The organism is Streptococcus pseudopneumoniae, from assembly GCF_001074565.1.
Taxonomy (GTDB): Bacteria; Bacillota; Bacilli; order Lactobacillales; family Streptococcaceae; genus Streptococcus; species Streptococcus pseudopneumoniae_J.
In genome coordinates this window covers 1-14,792 of record NZ_JUQX01000047.1, presented here as the reverse complement: position 1 = coordinate 14,792, position 14,792 = coordinate 1, and the positions used below count along the sequence as shown (strand labels likewise).

At 41.7% G+C, this 14,792-nt stretch carries 13 protein-coding genes and 3 tRNA genes; 4 read left to right on the top strand and 12 right to left on the bottom strand.

Features of this window, described 5'->3' with window-relative positions; translation table 11 throughout:
- Positions 1 to 86: 86 nt before the first annotated feature.
- The 3 genes from ADI74_RS07705 to ADI74_RS07695 all read right to left on the bottom strand — a co-directional run bounded on the left by ADI74_RS07705 (position 87) and on the right by ADI74_RS07695 (position 3,239).
- Entirely contained in the window at positions 87 to 491 is a 405-nt protein-coding gene (locus ADI74_RS07705) for a PaaI family thioesterase (RefSeq protein WP_049538104.1), read from the bottom strand.
- Between the two features lie 69 nt (positions 492 to 560).
- A complete protein-coding gene (locus ADI74_RS07700) occupies positions 561 to 2,042 on the bottom strand; it encodes a UDP-glucose--hexose-1-phosphate uridylyltransferase (RefSeq protein WP_049538102.1) in 1,482 nt (493 codons plus the stop codon).
- Positions 2,043 to 2,060: 18 nt separating this feature from the next.
- The gene (locus ADI74_RS07695) at positions 2,061 to 3,239 is read right to left on the bottom strand and encodes a galactokinase (protein WP_049538100.1); all 1,179 of its coding nucleotides are present in this window, start codon (positions 3,237 to 3,239) and stop codon (positions 2,061 to 2,063) included.
- A 164-nt stretch (positions 3,240 to 3,403) separates the two neighbouring features.
- Here ADI74_RS07695 and galR point away from each other — a divergent pair, with 164 nt between their 5' ends.
- Positions 3,404 to 4,408, top strand: a complete 1,005-nt coding sequence (galR, locus tag ADI74_RS07690; protein ID WP_049538098.1) for a DNA-binding transcriptional regulator GalR — start codon at positions 3,404 to 3,406, stop codon at positions 4,406 to 4,408.
- A gap of 51 nt (positions 4,409 to 4,459) precedes the next feature.
- On the opposite strand, the gene ADI74_RS07685 is transcribed toward galR, so the two are convergent.
- Together ADI74_RS07685 and ADI74_RS07680 are read right to left on the bottom strand one after the other, a co-directional pair.
- A complete protein-coding gene (locus ADI74_RS07685; protein WP_049538097.1) occupies positions 4,460 to 6,985 on the bottom strand; it encodes an ATP-binding cassette domain-containing protein in 2,526 nt (841 codons plus the stop codon).
- A gap of 109 nt (positions 6,986 to 7,094) precedes the next feature.
- The gene (locus ADI74_RS07680) at positions 7,095 to 7,994 is read right to left on the bottom strand and encodes a cation diffusion facilitator family transporter (RefSeq protein ID WP_049538096.1); all 900 of its coding nucleotides are present in this window, start codon (positions 7,992 to 7,994) and stop codon (positions 7,095 to 7,097) included.
- Between the two features lie 132 nt (positions 7,995 to 8,126).
- Here ADI74_RS07680 and ADI74_RS07675 point away from each other — a divergent pair, with 132 nt between their 5' ends.
- Together ADI74_RS07675 and ADI74_RS07670 are read left to right on the top strand one after the other, a co-directional pair.
- A complete protein-coding gene (locus ADI74_RS07675; RefSeq protein WP_049538095.1) occupies positions 8,127 to 8,681 on the top strand; it encodes a TetR/AcrR family transcriptional regulator in 555 nt (184 codons plus the stop codon).
- A gap of 26 nt (positions 8,682 to 8,707) precedes the next feature.
- On the top strand, positions 8,708 to 9,040 hold the full coding sequence (locus tag ADI74_RS07670; protein ID WP_049538094.1) for a hypothetical protein: 333 nt from the start codon (positions 8,708 to 8,710) through the stop codon (positions 9,038 to 9,040).
- A 90-nt stretch (positions 9,041 to 9,130) separates the two neighbouring features.
- Here ADI74_RS07670 and ADI74_RS07665 read toward each other — a convergent pair whose 3' ends face one another.
- The 4 genes from ADI74_RS07665 to ADI74_RS07650 all read right to left on the bottom strand — a co-directional run bounded on the left by ADI74_RS07665 (position 9,131) and on the right by ADI74_RS07650 (position 13,225).
- Positions 9,131 to 10,651 (bottom strand): ABC transporter permease/substrate-binding protein, encoded by a 1,521-nt coding sequence (locus ADI74_RS07665; protein ID WP_049538093.1) that lies wholly within the window; start codon positions 10,649 to 10,651, stop codon positions 9,131 to 9,133.
- Entirely contained in the window at positions 10,644 to 11,372 is a 729-nt protein-coding gene (locus ADI74_RS07660; RefSeq protein WP_049538090.1) for an ABC transporter ATP-binding protein, read from the bottom strand. The genes ADI74_RS07665 and ADI74_RS07660 overlap by 8 nt, the downstream gene beginning before the upstream one ends.
- Positions 11,373 to 11,444: 72 nt before the next feature.
- Positions 11,445 to 11,888 carry a MarR family winged helix-turn-helix transcriptional regulator gene (locus ADI74_RS07655; protein ID WP_049538089.1) on the bottom strand — a complete coding sequence of 148 codons (444 nt, stop codon included), beginning with the start codon at positions 11,886 to 11,888 and terminating at the stop codon, positions 11,445 to 11,447.
- Between the two features lie 143 nt (positions 11,889 to 12,031).
- The gene (locus ADI74_RS07650) at positions 12,032 to 13,225 is read right to left on the bottom strand and encodes an O-antigen ligase family protein (RefSeq protein ID WP_033588981.1); all 1,194 of its coding nucleotides are present in this window, start codon (positions 13,223 to 13,225) and stop codon (positions 12,032 to 12,034) included.
- Positions 13,226 to 13,501: 276 nt separating this feature from the next.
- On the opposite strand from ADI74_RS07650, the gene birA reads away from it, so the two are divergent.
- Positions 13,502 to 14,437 (top strand): bifunctional biotin--[acetyl-CoA-carboxylase] ligase/biotin operon repressor BirA, encoded by a 936-nt coding sequence (birA, locus tag ADI74_RS07645; protein WP_049538088.1) that lies wholly within the window; start codon positions 13,502 to 13,504, stop codon positions 14,435 to 14,437.
- Between the two features lie 83 nt (positions 14,438 to 14,520).
- Here birA and ADI74_RS07640 read toward each other — a convergent pair.
- The 3 genes from ADI74_RS07640 to ADI74_RS07630 all read right to left on the bottom strand — a co-directional run bounded on the left by ADI74_RS07640 (position 14,521) and on the right by ADI74_RS07630 (position 14,792).
- A tRNA-Ser gene (locus tag ADI74_RS07640) sits at positions 14,521 to 14,608 on the bottom strand.
- Between the two features lie 6 nt (positions 14,609 to 14,614).
- A tRNA-Ile gene (locus tag ADI74_RS07635) sits at positions 14,615 to 14,688 on the bottom strand.
- Between the two features lie 33 nt (positions 14,689 to 14,721).
- Positions 14,722 to 14,792 (bottom strand) — tRNA-Gly (locus tag ADI74_RS07630).

Below are 14,792 nucleotides of genomic sequence, written 5' to 3'. Positions count from 1 at the left end.
TGCAATACAGAACTAAATCCTTTGGATAAATTAATTGTCTAACTTTTTGGGGTCAGTACAGAGGCTCACACCTCTTTTTTGTTTCTCTATATCCTTACCTGTCTTTTTTCAGACCGCTGGCCTGTGACAAACATGGTAAAGGTTGCTTTGCAGACATTTCTGCCTTCTTGATTGGTGATATCGACATCTACCACACAGGTTGTGCGTCCATGATGGACACATTCTCCTTTAATGGTCAGTACATCATCTAGTTTTCCTGCCTTGAGGTAGTTGATAGAGGACTGAAGCGTCACTCCATCTAGCCCCAGCGAGATAACCACCAAACCACTAATCTGATCACAAAGTGTAAAGAGATAACCTCCATGGGCATTGCCATAGTAGTTGAGCGACGAGTCCACTATTTTCGTCGTCACCACAACGTGACCATCTCTCATTTGTTCAATTTCGTAATTTTCAAAGGCAGATATAGCGTCAAAATGAAAATCTTTCATCGTTTCCTCCTGATATTTCAAACGACCCTATGATACTACTTTTTATAGGACTATGCAAGGAGAAAGCTCCTAGTCTGGCAAAATTCCGACCTGTTCTACAAAGCTCATAAAGGCTGCCTGTCCTTGTTTCGTCTGCTTGTAAACCCCCGCGTCCTCCAGAACACGTGCAAAGATGTCACCCACAGAGTCCTTGACGATTTCAAGGGCTTTTTCTTTATCTGCTAGGTCCAGATGTTGGGCTTTGAGCTGGTCTGCCCATTCCTGATGATAGTCGGCAACTGTAACCCCTTCTCCCACGAGGTAGCTGGCAACTTGCTCCACTTCTGCCTTCAAACGAGGTGGAAGAATAGCCAAGCCCATGACCTCAATCAAGCCGATATTTTCCTTCTTGATATGTTGGACATCCTTGTGGGGATGATAGATGCCATCAGGATGCTCTGCTGAAGTTTGATTGTCCCGTAAAACCAAGTCCAACTCAAACTGTCCATCGCGTTTACGCGCAATGGGTGTGATGGTGTGATGCGGTGTCCCATCTGTTTCTGCTAAAATCTGCACTTCAGGATCTGAATATTGACGCCATTCCTGTAAAATCTTATCAGCCAAGTTGATCAAATCCTCTTTAGAATCCGAGTTCAAACGTAGCACTGACATTGGCCACTTGACAATCCCAGCCTTGACCTGCTCAAATCCAGCAAATCGGAAAGCCTTTTGCAAGGGAGCCAGTTCCATAGGAAATACGTGACGGCCTCCTTGATAGTGATCATGAGTGAGAATAGAACCTCCCACAATCGGCAGGTCCGCATTAGAGCCTGCAAAATAGCCTGGAAACTGCTCTACGATAGCCAGAAGGCGCTCAAAGCTATGACGACTAATCGCCATCGGACGATGCTTCCCATCTAAGAAAATACAGTGCTCATTAAAATAAGCATAGGGCGAATATTGGAAACCCCACTCCTGACCCGCCATTTCAAAACGGATAATCCGGTGATTACTACGAGCTGGATGGTTAACCCGACCATGGTAGCCTTCGTTCTCTAGACAAAGTTGACACTGGGGATAATTGCTAGCTTGCACCAACTTGGCCGCAGCTATTTCTTTTGGATCCTTTTCAGGCTTAGAGAGGTTGATGGTAATCTCAAGTTCTCCGTAGTCAGATGGAACACGATAAGCAATATTCTTAGCAATGGCCTTGAGTTTGATGTAGTCATTTTTCTGGCTAAGTTGGTAGAAGTCCGCAATTGCCTGTTCGGGAGATTGGGCATAGGTTGCCCAGAAGTCACGATTGACCTGACTTGGACAAGGTGTTACCAAGTCCATTAGTTCAGCACCGAGGATTTCACGCGCAGCCTGGCTATCCTCAATCGTCTCTAATCGAACCGCTTCCTCAACCAACTGGTCTTTGAGGTCAATCACTTTATCCAGATCCGTCTCAATTTCCAAAACACTTTCTCCCACTCGTGCCAAGACACGATTGGTCAGGTAGATTCTATCCATTTCCTCAAATGAACTTTCAGCAATAACGTGTGTTACAAATTTATCTACTAAGGTCACTATAGAGCCTCCTTTTGACTAGTCAAGGACGCGAGTGCCACCTGCAACTTCAGCAATATAGAAGCTTGGAGCGTATCCAACTACTTCCTCGTAGTGTTTGCCTACAGCTTCTTTAAATGCCTCAACAGTATCTTTTTGCACCAAGGCAATGGCACAGCCACCAAAACCTGCTCCTGTCATACGAGCACCGAGAACACCTTCTTGATCCCAAGCTGTGTGGACAAGGGTATCCAATTCCAAGCCAGTTACTTCATAATCATGCTCAAGAGAAACGTGTGACGCATTCATCAAGCGACCAAATGTTTCCAAATCACCTGCTTGAAGGGCAGCTTGAGCTTTAAGGGTACGTTGGTTTTCAAGCACAGCATGACGAGCACGTTTCAAACGATTTTCGTCTTTGATCAGATAGCTGTATTGGTCAAAGGCCCACTCGTCCAATTCACCCAAGGTCTGAATATCCAAGGCGACTTGCAATTCTTCCACTGCTTTTTCACACTCAGCACGGCGCTCATTATATTTAGAATCCGCCAATTCACGGCGTTTATTGGTATTCATAATAACAACGACATTGTCCTTCAAATCAAGTGGCACCAAGTCGTACTCCAAGGTGTTGGTATCTAGATAAATAGCGCGTTGGTCAGCTCCCATACCGATAGCAAACTGGTCCATGATACCAGAGTTGACTCCGATAAAGTTGTTTTCTGTTTGTTTTCCGATTTTAACCAAATCCAAACGGTCTAGTTTTAAATCAAAGAGATGCTCTGCCACGACCCCTGTCAAGAGTTCCAAGGATGCTGATGAAGACAAGCCAGCACCATTTGGGATATTCCCATAAACATAAAAATCAAAACCTTTGTCAATGACATGACCTGCTTCTTGCAAGAAATGAAGAACCCCTTTTGGATAGTTGGTCCAGTTATGCTCTTTTTCAAATTTAAGATCAGCAAGAGGCACTTCGATGATACCCTTGTCCTCAAAGTTGGCTGAGTAGAAACGCAAAACTTGGTCGTCACGCTTGCGAGCCACCCCATAAGTTCCCAAGGAAATAGCTGCTGGGAAAACATGTCCACCATTGTAGTCCGTGTGTTCACCAATCAAATTGATACGGCCTGGTGAAAAGAAGGTTTGATCTGCTTCTTGACCAAAAACAGCAAGAAAGTCTTTGCGAAGGGCTTCAGCAGTAAGATGTTGTGTCATATGAATTCTCCTTTGACTGTCCGTTAAGTCACCTTAACGTGTAATCGTTTTCTTCTATTGTATCCAAGGATTTTACCAAGGTCAATCCTTTTTACTAAAGTTTTACTAAAAAATCGGTAAAAAGAATAAAAATATGATATACTAACCTAAAAGAAGGAGGATTTATGGCTACCTTAAAAGACATTGCACAGCTAGCCTCTGTCTCTATCGCGACCGTATCCCGTGTCCTCAATCGCGACCAGAGTCTATCTGTCACAGAAGAAACCAGACACCGTATTTTAACCGTCGCTGAAGAGCTGGGCTATACCAAGCACCTCAAGACAGGCGAATCCCACAAACCCAAGCAAAAGATTGCCATTATCCAATGGGTCAGCGAACAAGGGGAGCTTGATGATCTTTACTATTATCAGATTCGTCTCGGTATTGAAAAAAGGGCCCAAGAGTTGGACTATGATATCTTGCGCTATTTTAATGACCATCCTTTTACACTGAGCGAGGAAGTAATCGGGATACTCTGTATTGGAAAGTTCAGTCGATCACAGATTTCTGCCTTTGAAGAATACCAAAAGCCCCTGGTCTTTATAGACAGTGATACACTTTCATTGAGACATACCTGTATTATCACTGACTTTTACACTGCTGTAAAACAAGTTGTAGACTATTTCCTCAGTCAGGGACTGGATCGGATTGGCATTCTAACAGGTCTTGAGGAAACAACCGACCAGGAAGAAATCATCCAGGATAAGCGACTTGAAAATTTCAAAGACTATACCCAAGCAAAGGGAATCTACCATGAAGAACTGGTCTTTCAGGGAAGCTTTACCGCCCAGTCTGGCTATGACTTGATGAAGGAGGCCATTCACAAGCTAGGAGAACAACTCCCACCAGCATTTTTCGCAGCCAGCGATAGTTTAGCTATCGGTGCCCTCCGTGCCCTCCAAGAAGCTGGAATTAGCCTACCAGACCGCGTCAGCCTCATTTCTTTTAACGACACTAGCCTGACCAAGCAGGTCTATCCTCCTCTTTCTAGCATTACTGTCTATACCGAAGAAATGGGTCGAGCAGGTATGGATATTCTTAACAAGGAAGTTCTCCACGGTCGCAAAATCCCTAGCTTAACCATGCTGGGAACTAGACTGACTCTGAGAGAAAGTACAAGGAATGAATAGAAAAAGTGAATAAAGAAATATTCCTTTATCCACCTTTTTGGGATTTAATTGTTATTCGCTACGAAGCGATTCGACTGGGTCTTTCTTAGCAGCGATGCGTGAAGGGATTAGACCGGCTAACATGGTAAGGACAATCGAAATACCGATAAGGATTAGAGCTACTTCTATTGGTAATTGCGCTACATTTCCCACATTTGTCATTTTCGCAACAATCGCATTGATTGGGAATGTCGCAAGAAAGGTAATCGCGATACCGAGCACCCCAGAGATCAATCCTTCAATGGCTGTTTCAGCAGTGAAGATACGACGAATATCTTTCTTCGAAGCCCCCATTGCACGTAGGATTCCGATTTCTTTTGTACGTTCGAGAACTGAAATGTACGTGATAATCGAAATCATTATAGAAGATACAATGAGTGAGATGGCCACAAAGCCAACGAGTACTGTTGTCACTACGCCAACCAATGTCGTAATTGAAGACATGATAGTTTGGATATCATCTGAATAAGCGAGTACCTTATCGTCTTCTCCAGCTTCTTTTTTCGCTGTGTTATAGGCGTTTATGAACTCTTTTAAGTCTTGTTTTTGTTGGAACGAAGAGGTGTAGAGCTCAATGGCAGCTGGTTTGGATTTGTTGATGACGCCCATTTTTGCGAGGTTTTCCTCGTAAGTTGAAGCCGAATTGTCGTTATATTGTTGGACATACTGCGCTTGTTCTTCAGGCGTCATTTTGGCCAACTGAATTTTTTCTTCTTCGGTTAAATTCTCCGAACTGAATGGTTTAGGATCTTTGGCAAATTCTTTACCCGTAAATACATTTAGATTTTGATTGGATTCCTGTTCCTTAACGATATCACTATTTTGAATGTATTCGGAAGTGTAATCAATGAGGGTGCTTGTGTAGGCGATTCCTCCTGAAGGAGCATTCACGCTTGAACTTGTGCCGTCTTTTTGGCGAAGGACACCCACAATTTTAAGTTCGATCCCATTCTCGATTTGAGTTTTCATATAAGAAGCATTATCAATCTTATTGACCCATAAGTTATTTTCTTTCACAAAACGGTTTGTATTAACAACTGCTTTGAAAGTTTTTCCTATAAAATCACTATATTGATACGTTTGAGAAGAGAGTTCGTCGAGCTTCTTCGTATCGTTCAATTCACTGGGATCTTTGATACGCAAACTATAGAGCAACAAGTCGCTAATTTGATTGTTTTCATCTACGATAAGGACGAGCTCGGACTTATCTTGTGGGAAGCGTCCTTCCAACACGTCGTACTTGCTTTCTAGCATTGAAGAATCACTAGAAAGTTCACTCCAGTAGTTGAGGTTTTGTAAGTATCCCTTCATCGTTTGATTCGCTGTTTCTACTTCATCAGCTAAGGTTGAAGGCAGAATACTTTTGGGTCCGTTGGAAGTATCACTTGCATAGATAAACGGTTGTAAATTGTATCGGTAACGAATGTCTTTTGTGAGAGATTCGACCTTCGAAGTGTGTTCCTCCAAGTATGTCTTGAAGGAAGCTAGGTCGTTCTTTCCGATTTGTTTTTTCAATAAATTCGTTAAAATCGTATTGATACCGAGCTCATGATTATCCTTGTAAGGCTTCTCGCTCAAATCTGGAGAGGTCGCCAACAAGTTACTCTGGTTCTGCTCGCTAATCGTCAGTGGAAGAGAGACGAGGGTATCTTCCTGCACCTTTTTAACGTAGTCACTCACACCATTGGAAAGGGCTAAGATAAGAGCAATCCCGATAATCCCGATAGAACCCGCAAAAGCTGTTAGTAAGGTACGACCTTTCTTCGTCAATAGGTTATTAAAGGAAAGTACAAGGGCGGTTATAAAGCTCATCTTCGTCTTCGTGAACTGGATGTCGACTTGCTTTGTCTCCTCTGTTGGTTCGCATGGATTTGAGTCGCTCAAGATGTTTCCATCTAATACTTGTACGATGCGTGTGGAGTACTTCTGTGCCAGCTCTGGGTTATGCGTCACCATGATAACCAAACGTTCCTTAGCGATGTCTTTTAATAAATCCATGATTTGAACAGAAGTCTCAGAATCGAGCGCTCCTGTCGGTTCGTCGGCTAAAACGACTTTTGGATCATTAACAAGAGCACGCGCAATCGCGATTCGTTGCATTTGTCCCCCAGACATTTGACTTGGTTTCTTATATAAATGGTCTTTTAGGCCTACGCGTTCGAGCACTTCGATAGCACGTTTCTTACGTTCTGCTTTTGAAACACCCGAAAGAGTCATTGCAATTTCTACGTTAGAGAGTGCAGTTTGGTGACCGATGAGATTATAAGACTGAAAGACGAAACCGATGGTGTGGTTTCTGTAGCTATCCCAATCGCGGTCTTTAAATTGCTTTGTTGATTTTCCTTGGATGAGTAAGTCACCAGATGTGTATTGGTCGAGTCCCCCGATGATATTTAATAGGGTGGTTTTCCCAGAACCCGATTGTCCGAGAATGGAGACAAACTCATTCTCACGGAAGCGAATCGAGATATCCTTTAGCGCATGGAACTCTTGATCGCCCGTATGATAGACTTTTGAAATGTGTTGTAGCTGTAACATCGCCTATCTCCTTTCAGTGATATATGTAGTCTATCACAATTTCATAATGGAGTAAATATGTTACATTTACAATTCATCAAAAATAATCAACAAATAGAAAATCGACTTCTTATGAATGATGATGTCCATGACTTTGACCTACTTCCAACTCCTCAATTTTTCGCTTATGGGTTTGGTGACTTGCCAGGTTTGCATCAACTTCAATGGTAACATTTTGAAAGCCATAATCTTTGAGTAAATTACGAATGGATTCTTTACAATACTCTATATGTTCAATCTCTTCTAGGCAAACATGAACAATGGCATTTTTTTCCAAACCATCCATAGTCCAGAGATTGAGCTGATTAACACTGGCCACATGGTCTAATTGCTCCAAGTCTTTCTTCACTTGTTTGATATCTACTCCTTCTGGCACAGCATCCAAGAAAATCTTGAGTGCGCTCCAAAAGCGAGGAATGGCTTTTGTTAGAATGAAGATGGAAATGACAAGCGATAAGAGCGGATCAAGAATATACCAATCTGTAAATCGGAGGATAATCGCCATTAGAATGACAGCCAACCAACCAAGAGTATCTTCCAAAAAATGCAGACTGAGAATTGACTCGTTCTTTGTCTTGCCCTTACGAACTACTAGACTAGCTAGCACATTGATACCTACTGCAATGATTCCTAGCCAGAGGACGCCTTCCTCATTGACAGGTTGCGGGTCAACTATCTTTGTGATATTTTCCAATATCACTAGGACAGACCCTATCATAAGAATCACAGCCGTTAGCATGGCTCCTAAAAGACTGAAACGCTTGTAACCCAAGGTGTACTGCCCATCTTCTTCTCGGTTTGAGATTGTTTCTAAAAGGGCCGATATACCAATGGCTATAGCATCTCCCAAGTCATGAACGGAATCAGCAAGAACTGCACTCGAACCAAAGATTCCTCCTGCGATAAACTCAACAATCGCATAGCTTAAATTTAAGAAAAAGGCTAGCCAGATAGATGTTTTAGAACTCATTTCTCTCCCTCCTTTGGTATAATGGGTATATACATACTTCTTTCATTTGTATTATCTAATAAAATCCAAAGAAAGGATAGAAGCAAACTGTCAGTCCTGTTCAGTTCTGAACAGTTTGTCACAAGTGTCTATATGCCGAAAAGAGACCGTCGAGTCAGCAAGACTAAAAAAGCCATCTACCAAGCTTTTTTACAACTTTTGAACGACAAGGGCTATGATGCCACTACTGTCCAGGATATCATTGACCTCGCAGATGTTGGACGTTCTACTTTTTACTGTCATTACGAGAGTAAGGAACTGCTTTTAGATGAACTCTGTCGCTACCTCTTTCATCATCTCTTTGAAAGGGAAGGACACTTTACTACCGAGGACTACCTCGCTCATATCTTTTTACATTTTCAAAAAAATCAGGACCACGTCACCAGTCTCCTTTTTTCCAAAAACGACTACTTCCTCCGCCAACTACACAAGGAGCTCGAACACCATGTTTACCCCATGGTGGCGGATGACTTGCAAGAAGCCTATCCGAACATACCGGCTTCCTACCTCCAGCATTTTGTTGTGACGAACTTTATCGAAACTCTAACTTGGTGGCTAAAAAAAGGAAAATCATATACCGAAGACCAAGTAGTGAGATTTTACTTAGATGTGATTGAGATGACTTCTACAAAATCACTCGAGATTTAATCCTGTTACAAAGAAAGGAATCAACCATGTTAAATTCTATTATCCTAGGAATACTGACAATTGTACTAGCTCTCGGTTTTTCACTTCTCCATCTCGCAGCTGCTTTCGCAGCCATGAAAGAAAAAAACTACTGTCGGGGAAATATGTGTATCTTGGTGGGAAGCTGTCTCACCTCACTAGCTCTTGCTATCTTTTTCTTTGTCCCGCTTGCAACGGTCATCTTATGGATAGTGGGCTCTAGCATCATCTGCTACGGTGCTTACTGGAATGGGCAACAGCAAGAAAGTCAAAATATATCGCACCACATTATAAGGGGCACACTAGCGGCTTTGATCACGCTCTTGCTTATCTTACTCTAACATTAAAAATCCCATCTCGAATTATAGACGAGATGGGATTTTGTCTGCTGAGGAAAGTGGCTAGTAGCTACCACTGACTTTCCTCTCTTTTTATTTCTTCAACAATCCTTGTTCTTGTAGAAACTCCTTGGCTACTTGTTCTGCTGACTTGCCTTCAACACCGACTTGGTAGTTGAGCTGGCTCATCTGGCTTTCAGTAATTTTACCAGCCAATTTATTGAGAACCGTCTCCAACTCAGGATGTTTCTTGAGAAGAGCTTCTTTCATTAGTGGAGCCCCTTGATAAGGTGGGAAGAGTTGCTTGTCATCTTCCAAGACCTGCAAATCATAACGCGCCAACTCTGCATCGGTCGAATACGCATCCGTGATTTGAATATCACCTGACTGAATCGCCTGATAGCGAAGAGCTGGCTCCATGGTTGCTACGTTGAGATTGAGTCCGTAGAGAGACTGCAAGCCCTTATTTCCATCCTCACGGTCGTTAAACTCGAGTGTAAAGCCTGCCTTCAGTTGCCCTTCCACTTTTTTCAAGTCCGAAATGGTCTTCAAGCCATATTCTTGAGCAATTTTTTTCGGAACAGCTACAGCGTAGGTATTTTGATAAGACATAGGTTTGAGATAAGCCAGATGATCCTGTTTGGCAATGCCATCACGCGCCACTTGATAAACCTGCTCTGGCTCATGACTCACTTTCGGTGATGGTTGAAGCAGACTTTCAGTCACCGTACCGGTAAATTCAGGATAGATATCAATATCGCCTTTTTTCAGAGCTTCATAGAGGAAGCTTGTTTTCCCAAAATTCGGTTTAACAGTCGCAGTCATACTGGTATTTTCCTCAATTAGGAGTTTATACATATTAGCCAAAATTTCTGGTTCTGGTCCCAATTTCCCAGCAATAACCAAGTTTTCTTTCTCTTTTTGAGCTAGTAAGGCTGGACTATAAGACAGACCGAGCAATATGGTCACCAAGGCAAAACCAGAGAAAATCGTTCTCAATTTTGCTTTTTCCATCACTTTTAGTAGGAAGTTAAAAGCAATGGCTAGCACTGCAGAAGAAAGTGCCCCAATCAAAATCAGACTGGTATTATTGCGGTCAATTCCCAAAAGGATAAAGGAACCCAGTCCGCCTGCCCCAATCAAGGCAGCCAAGGTCGCCGTACCAATAATCAAGACCGCTGCCGTCCGAATCCCAGACATAATGACAGGCATGGCAAGTGGAATTTCAAACTTCTTGAGTCGCTCCCATCTAGTCATCCCAAAGGCAATCCCAGCTTCTTGCAGACTTGGATCAATTCCCTTCAGCCCAGTAATAGTATTTTGCAAAATCGGAAAAATCGCATAAATCACTAGAGCAGTTAAGGCCGGTAAGGTCCCAATTCCCATCAAGGGGATGAAGAGCCCCAACAAGGCAAGAGACGGGATGGTCTGGAAAACCCCTGCAATCTGCAAGACCCAATCCGCTATCTTTTCATGATAACGAAGAAATACCGCTAAGGGGACTGCAAGCAAAATAGCTAGTAACAAGGTCAAAAGTGACAACTGCAAATGTTGAGATAGAGCTGTTACCCAATCACCAAAACGATCCTGAAAAGTTGAGATTAAATTAGTCATGAGCACCACCTCCAAACAAGTCTGCTACAAAGTCCGTGGCAGGAGCTTTTAAAATCGTCTCGGGATTCGCTACCTGACGAATCTCGCCATCCTGCAAAACAGCAATACGATCACCTAATTTCAAAGCTTCATCCGTATCATGGGTCACAAAAATCGTTGTCATCCCAAACTCTTTATGCAATTCTTTCGTCAGAACCTGCAACTGTTTTCTCGAAATAGCATCCAAAGCTGAAAAGGGCTCATCCATAAGCAAAATCTTAGACTGACCAATCATGGCACGGACAATGCCGACCCGTTGCTGTTCTCCACCAGATAATTCGCTTGGAAGTCGATGCCCATACTCGGATACTGGTAAACCAACCTTAGCTAAAAGCTCTTCTGTTTTCTGAGCAATTTTTTCCTTAGTCCAGCCCTTCATCTCAGGAATGAGAGCAATATTTTCTGCAACCGTTAGATTGGGAAACAGAGCAATGGCCTGTAAAACATAACCAGTAGAAAGACGAAGTTCACGCTCATCATAGTCTTTGATGCGCTTGCCATCCATATAAATATTTCCATCAGTTGGTTCCAAGAGACGGTTAATCATCTTGATCATGCTCGTCTTACCGGACCCAGAAGGTCCAACTAAAACCATAAATTCCCCATTCTCAATCTGTAAATTAACATCTCTCAAAACATCTTTTTCTGTGTAGCGTAGCGCTACATTTTTGTATTCAATCATTCTTTGTCCTCAATTTAAAATTTTCCTCGGTTTGTCAAGTTACCAAACTTTTAATAACTAATTTACCCCATTCTAAACCTCATTTGCTTTTTCTTTCAAATTTTCTAAAATACGTTCCTGATAATTTTCAAACTGACGAATTTCTTCCTCAGAGAAACCTTTATAAAAAATAGCATCCAATTTTTTACTGACACGATTGCCAACTTCTTTCTGGGACCAACCTTGCTCTGTCAACTTGACATATTTCTTTCGCTTATCTATTCCACATGGGCTAATGATGACCAGATTTTGCTCCTCAAGTTTCTTAATCATGCTTGTCAGCGTATTATTGGTCAATCCTGTCGCAAGTGCAATATCTGTCGCCGTAGCGCAACCTGTTTCACTCTTCCATAACACCGTAAGAATCTTACCCTGTTCACTCCGATAAAGAGCCTCCGGATCCTGACTCAGTAACTTTTGAAAAATCCGCCCATTCAGCAAACGAATATGATGGGCAACTAAATGACTATCTTTCATGACCTCTCCATTTTATTTCTATATCGAATTGTTTTTATTGTAACACCTGTCGTTCCATCTGTCAACTATTTCGATTTAGAAATAATTTCCACCAACAAAAAAGACCTCCTACCTAAAGTAGAAGATCTTCACTATTTATTAACTTAATCTGTCATTTCGGAAACCAAGGTTCGATGTTCCAGTGGTAGACTGCACATAACTAGCAAGAAAATGAATCCTGACTGAATCCAGAAGAGAGCCAAGTCAAAAATTCCATGTACAGCAACAACTGTCAGGAAGGAGAGATAAAGACCGATAATTGGTCGTTTTCCAGACTCCTGACTCATATCCATCATCATGTGAACCGGGATAACCGATGAAATGGATAGGAGAATTGTTCCAATCAAACCATAACTTAAGATAGTATCAATGTAAAGACTATGCGCGTGTTCGTGGTAAGGTGCATGAATTCTCGGATAGGAATTCATATAGGTCAGTGGACCCTCACCCCAGATCGGATTTTGTTTAAACAAAGTCATACCCGCATTCCAGATTGAAACACGCTCCTCCATTGAAGAATCTAGTGTTCCCATGCGGACTCCCAAATCGCTTGAGAAGAGGAAACAAAGTCCAATCCCGAAAACTCCAATACTGAGCCAGAAGGCACGCCAGTTTTTAATGGTTGTAAAAAGATAAATGATTGCACCAGCAATGATGGCAGGAAAGGCCGTCCTATTTTGCGTAAAATTCAAACCAAATAGATTCACAAAACCTGCTAGCACACAAAAGATTTTTAACCATCTTAACTTCGTCGTTGTAAAGAGATAAAAAGCTATCATGATACAGAAGCAACAGATAATCCCATAGTAGTTAGGATTAAAGAAGGTGACCTCTGCACGGTTCTGGTGCCATACTTGCATATTGGGCGAAAGAAAGGCGTAGTTAAATTTCTTTACAATTTGAAAATGCTCCAAAGTAGCAAAAGCCGCAGAGAGCACACTACCAAACAAGATTGTCTGCAGAATCAGTCGAAAGAAAGCATGCGTCAGACGTTTCTGGTAGAAGCTAAAGAAAATAAGGAAGAGAAACATCAGTAAAGATGCAACCAATCCAAGCCAGTTCTTGGCGACGATAGAGATGATACTACTATAGGCAATAAAAAAGAGAAGTACAGGATGTTTGATTAATCCTTTGATAATTCCCTTCATCTCCCCAGTAACAAGTAAACCTATCAAATATAAAGCAAAGAGCGCTAAGAACAAATAAAAAGGTAAAAAGATACTTATGATCATCAAATACAAAAAGAAATCTTTTTTCGAAAGCCCTCTTATCTTATCCAGTAATCCAATTGATTTCAAAACGGATCCTTTCTGTTCTGGATTTCTCCAGAAGATAAATGCTAAACTATCTTTATATTCTACCATTTTTTCTGTCATTTGGGAACAATGAACACGCTATCAAAAAGAAAAAAATTTTACGGAAGTATCAAAGTATACTCTGTTATATTCAAAGACATTTCAGTCCAGTAGTTGCTAGAGAAAAAGAAGGAAACTTCTAAAAAAGGAAAAGCTATGGTAGAATATAATAAAGTTGAAAATAACTACTATTGAACGACAGTTAAAAAGGAAAAATCTATGAAATCACACCAACTAGTTTACCAAATATTAGCTAGAGAAAACGATTATGTTAGCGGAGAAAAAATCGGAGAAGAACTGAATTTAAGCCGTACATCCATATGGAAAGCGATCCAACGTCTTCAACAAGAAGGCCTAGAAATTGACAGTATCAAAAATAGAGGCTACAAGCTTATTCAAGGAGATCTGATATTGCCTGATTTGATTCAAGAGAACACCAACTTAACCATTCGCTACAAACCTGAGACAAAATCAACACAAACAGATGCAAAAGAAGGGATTGAAGCTGGAAACAAAGGAAATACACTCTATCTTTCAACCTGTCAAACAGCAGGTCGTGGCCGCTTTCAGCGCCCCTACTATTCTCCATCTCAGGGTGGGATCTATATGTCCCTGCATATTCAACCAAATCTCCCCTATGAAAAACTTCCATCCTATACACTCCTTGTTGCCGCAGCAGTCTACAAAGCTATTAAGAATCTAACTATGATAGAAGTAGATATCAAATGGGTAAATGACATCTATTTAAAAAATAAAAAGATAGCAGGTATCCTCACCGAAGCAATGACATCAGTTGAGACAGGCTTAGTTACAGATGTCATAATCGGACTTGGTATAAATTTTTCTATAGAAGACTTTCCAGAAGAACTAAAAGAAAAAGCAGGTAGCTTATTTATGCCACCTGCACCAATTAGTCGTAATGAGCTCATCAGCGAAATATGGAATTGTTTCTACAATACGGATCCAGACGAGCTATTCTATCTCTATAAAGAGAGATCAATCGTACTGGGAAAGGAAATAACCTTCCAGCGAAATGGACAAGATGAAAAAGGAATGGCAAGAGACATCTCAAACACCGGTCAACTTCAAGTCGAACTAGAAGACAAAAAAAACATTTGGCTAAATAGTGGAGAGATTTCCCTAACAAGTTGGTAATTAAAAATCCCCCTCTTATAAACCGAGAGGGGGATAACTTATCTTACAAAGACAACAAAAAAAGAGTTAACACTCTTAAATTACGGAGAATGGGGGATTCGAACCCCCGCGCCAGTTACCCGACCTAACGATTTAGCAAACCGTCCTCTTCAGCCTCTTGAGTAATTCTCCTATTAATGGGCACGAGTGGACTCGAACCACCGACCTCACGCTTATCAGGCGTGCGCTCTAACCACCTGAGCTACGCGCCCAAGTTAAAAACTTGGTATTTGAACAAAGTTCAAAGCGGGTGACGAGAATCGAACTCGCGACAACAGCTTGGAAGGCTGTAGTTTTACCACTAAACTACACCCGC

Excerpts from the sequence above, each read along its gene's own strand:
- ADI74_RS07705 (WP_049538104.1), bottom strand. The coding sequence starts at position 491 with ATGAAAGATTTTCATTTTGACGCTATATCTGCCTTTGAAAATTACGAA.
- ADI74_RS07695 (WP_049538100.1), bottom strand. The coding sequence starts at position 3,239 with ATGACACAACATCTTACTGCTGAAGCCCTTCGCAAAGACTTTCTTGCT.
- galR (WP_049538098.1), top strand. The coding sequence starts at position 3,404 with ATGGCTACCTTAAAAGACATTGCACAGCTAGCCTCTGTCTCTATCGCG.
- ADI74_RS07685 (WP_049538097.1), bottom strand. The coding sequence starts at position 6,985 with ATGTTACAGCTACAACACATTTCAAAAGTCTATCATACGGGCGATCAA.
- ADI74_RS07680 (WP_049538096.1), bottom strand. The coding sequence starts at position 7,994 with ATGAGTTCTAAAACATCTATCTGGCTAGCCTTTTTCTTAAATTTAAGC.
- ADI74_RS07675 (WP_049538095.1), top strand. The coding sequence starts at position 8,127 with ATGCCGAAAAGAGACCGTCGAGTCAGCAAGACTAAAAAAGCCATCTAC.
- ADI74_RS07670 (WP_049538094.1), top strand. The coding sequence starts at position 8,708 with ATGTTAAATTCTATTATCCTAGGAATACTGACAATTGTACTAGCTCTC.
- ADI74_RS07665 (WP_049538093.1), bottom strand. The coding sequence starts at position 10,651 with ATGACTAATTTAATCTCAACTTTTCAGGATCGTTTTGGTGATTGGGTA.
- ADI74_RS07660 (WP_049538090.1), bottom strand. The coding sequence starts at position 11,372 with ATGATTGAATACAAAAATGTAGCGCTACGCTACACAGAAAAAGATGTT.
- ADI74_RS07655 (WP_049538089.1), bottom strand. The coding sequence starts at position 11,888 with ATGAAAGATAGTCATTTAGTTGCCCATCATATTCGTTTGCTGAATGGG.
- birA (WP_049538088.1), top strand. The coding sequence starts at position 13,502 with ATGAAATCACACCAACTAGTTTACCAAATATTAGCTAGAGAAAACGAT.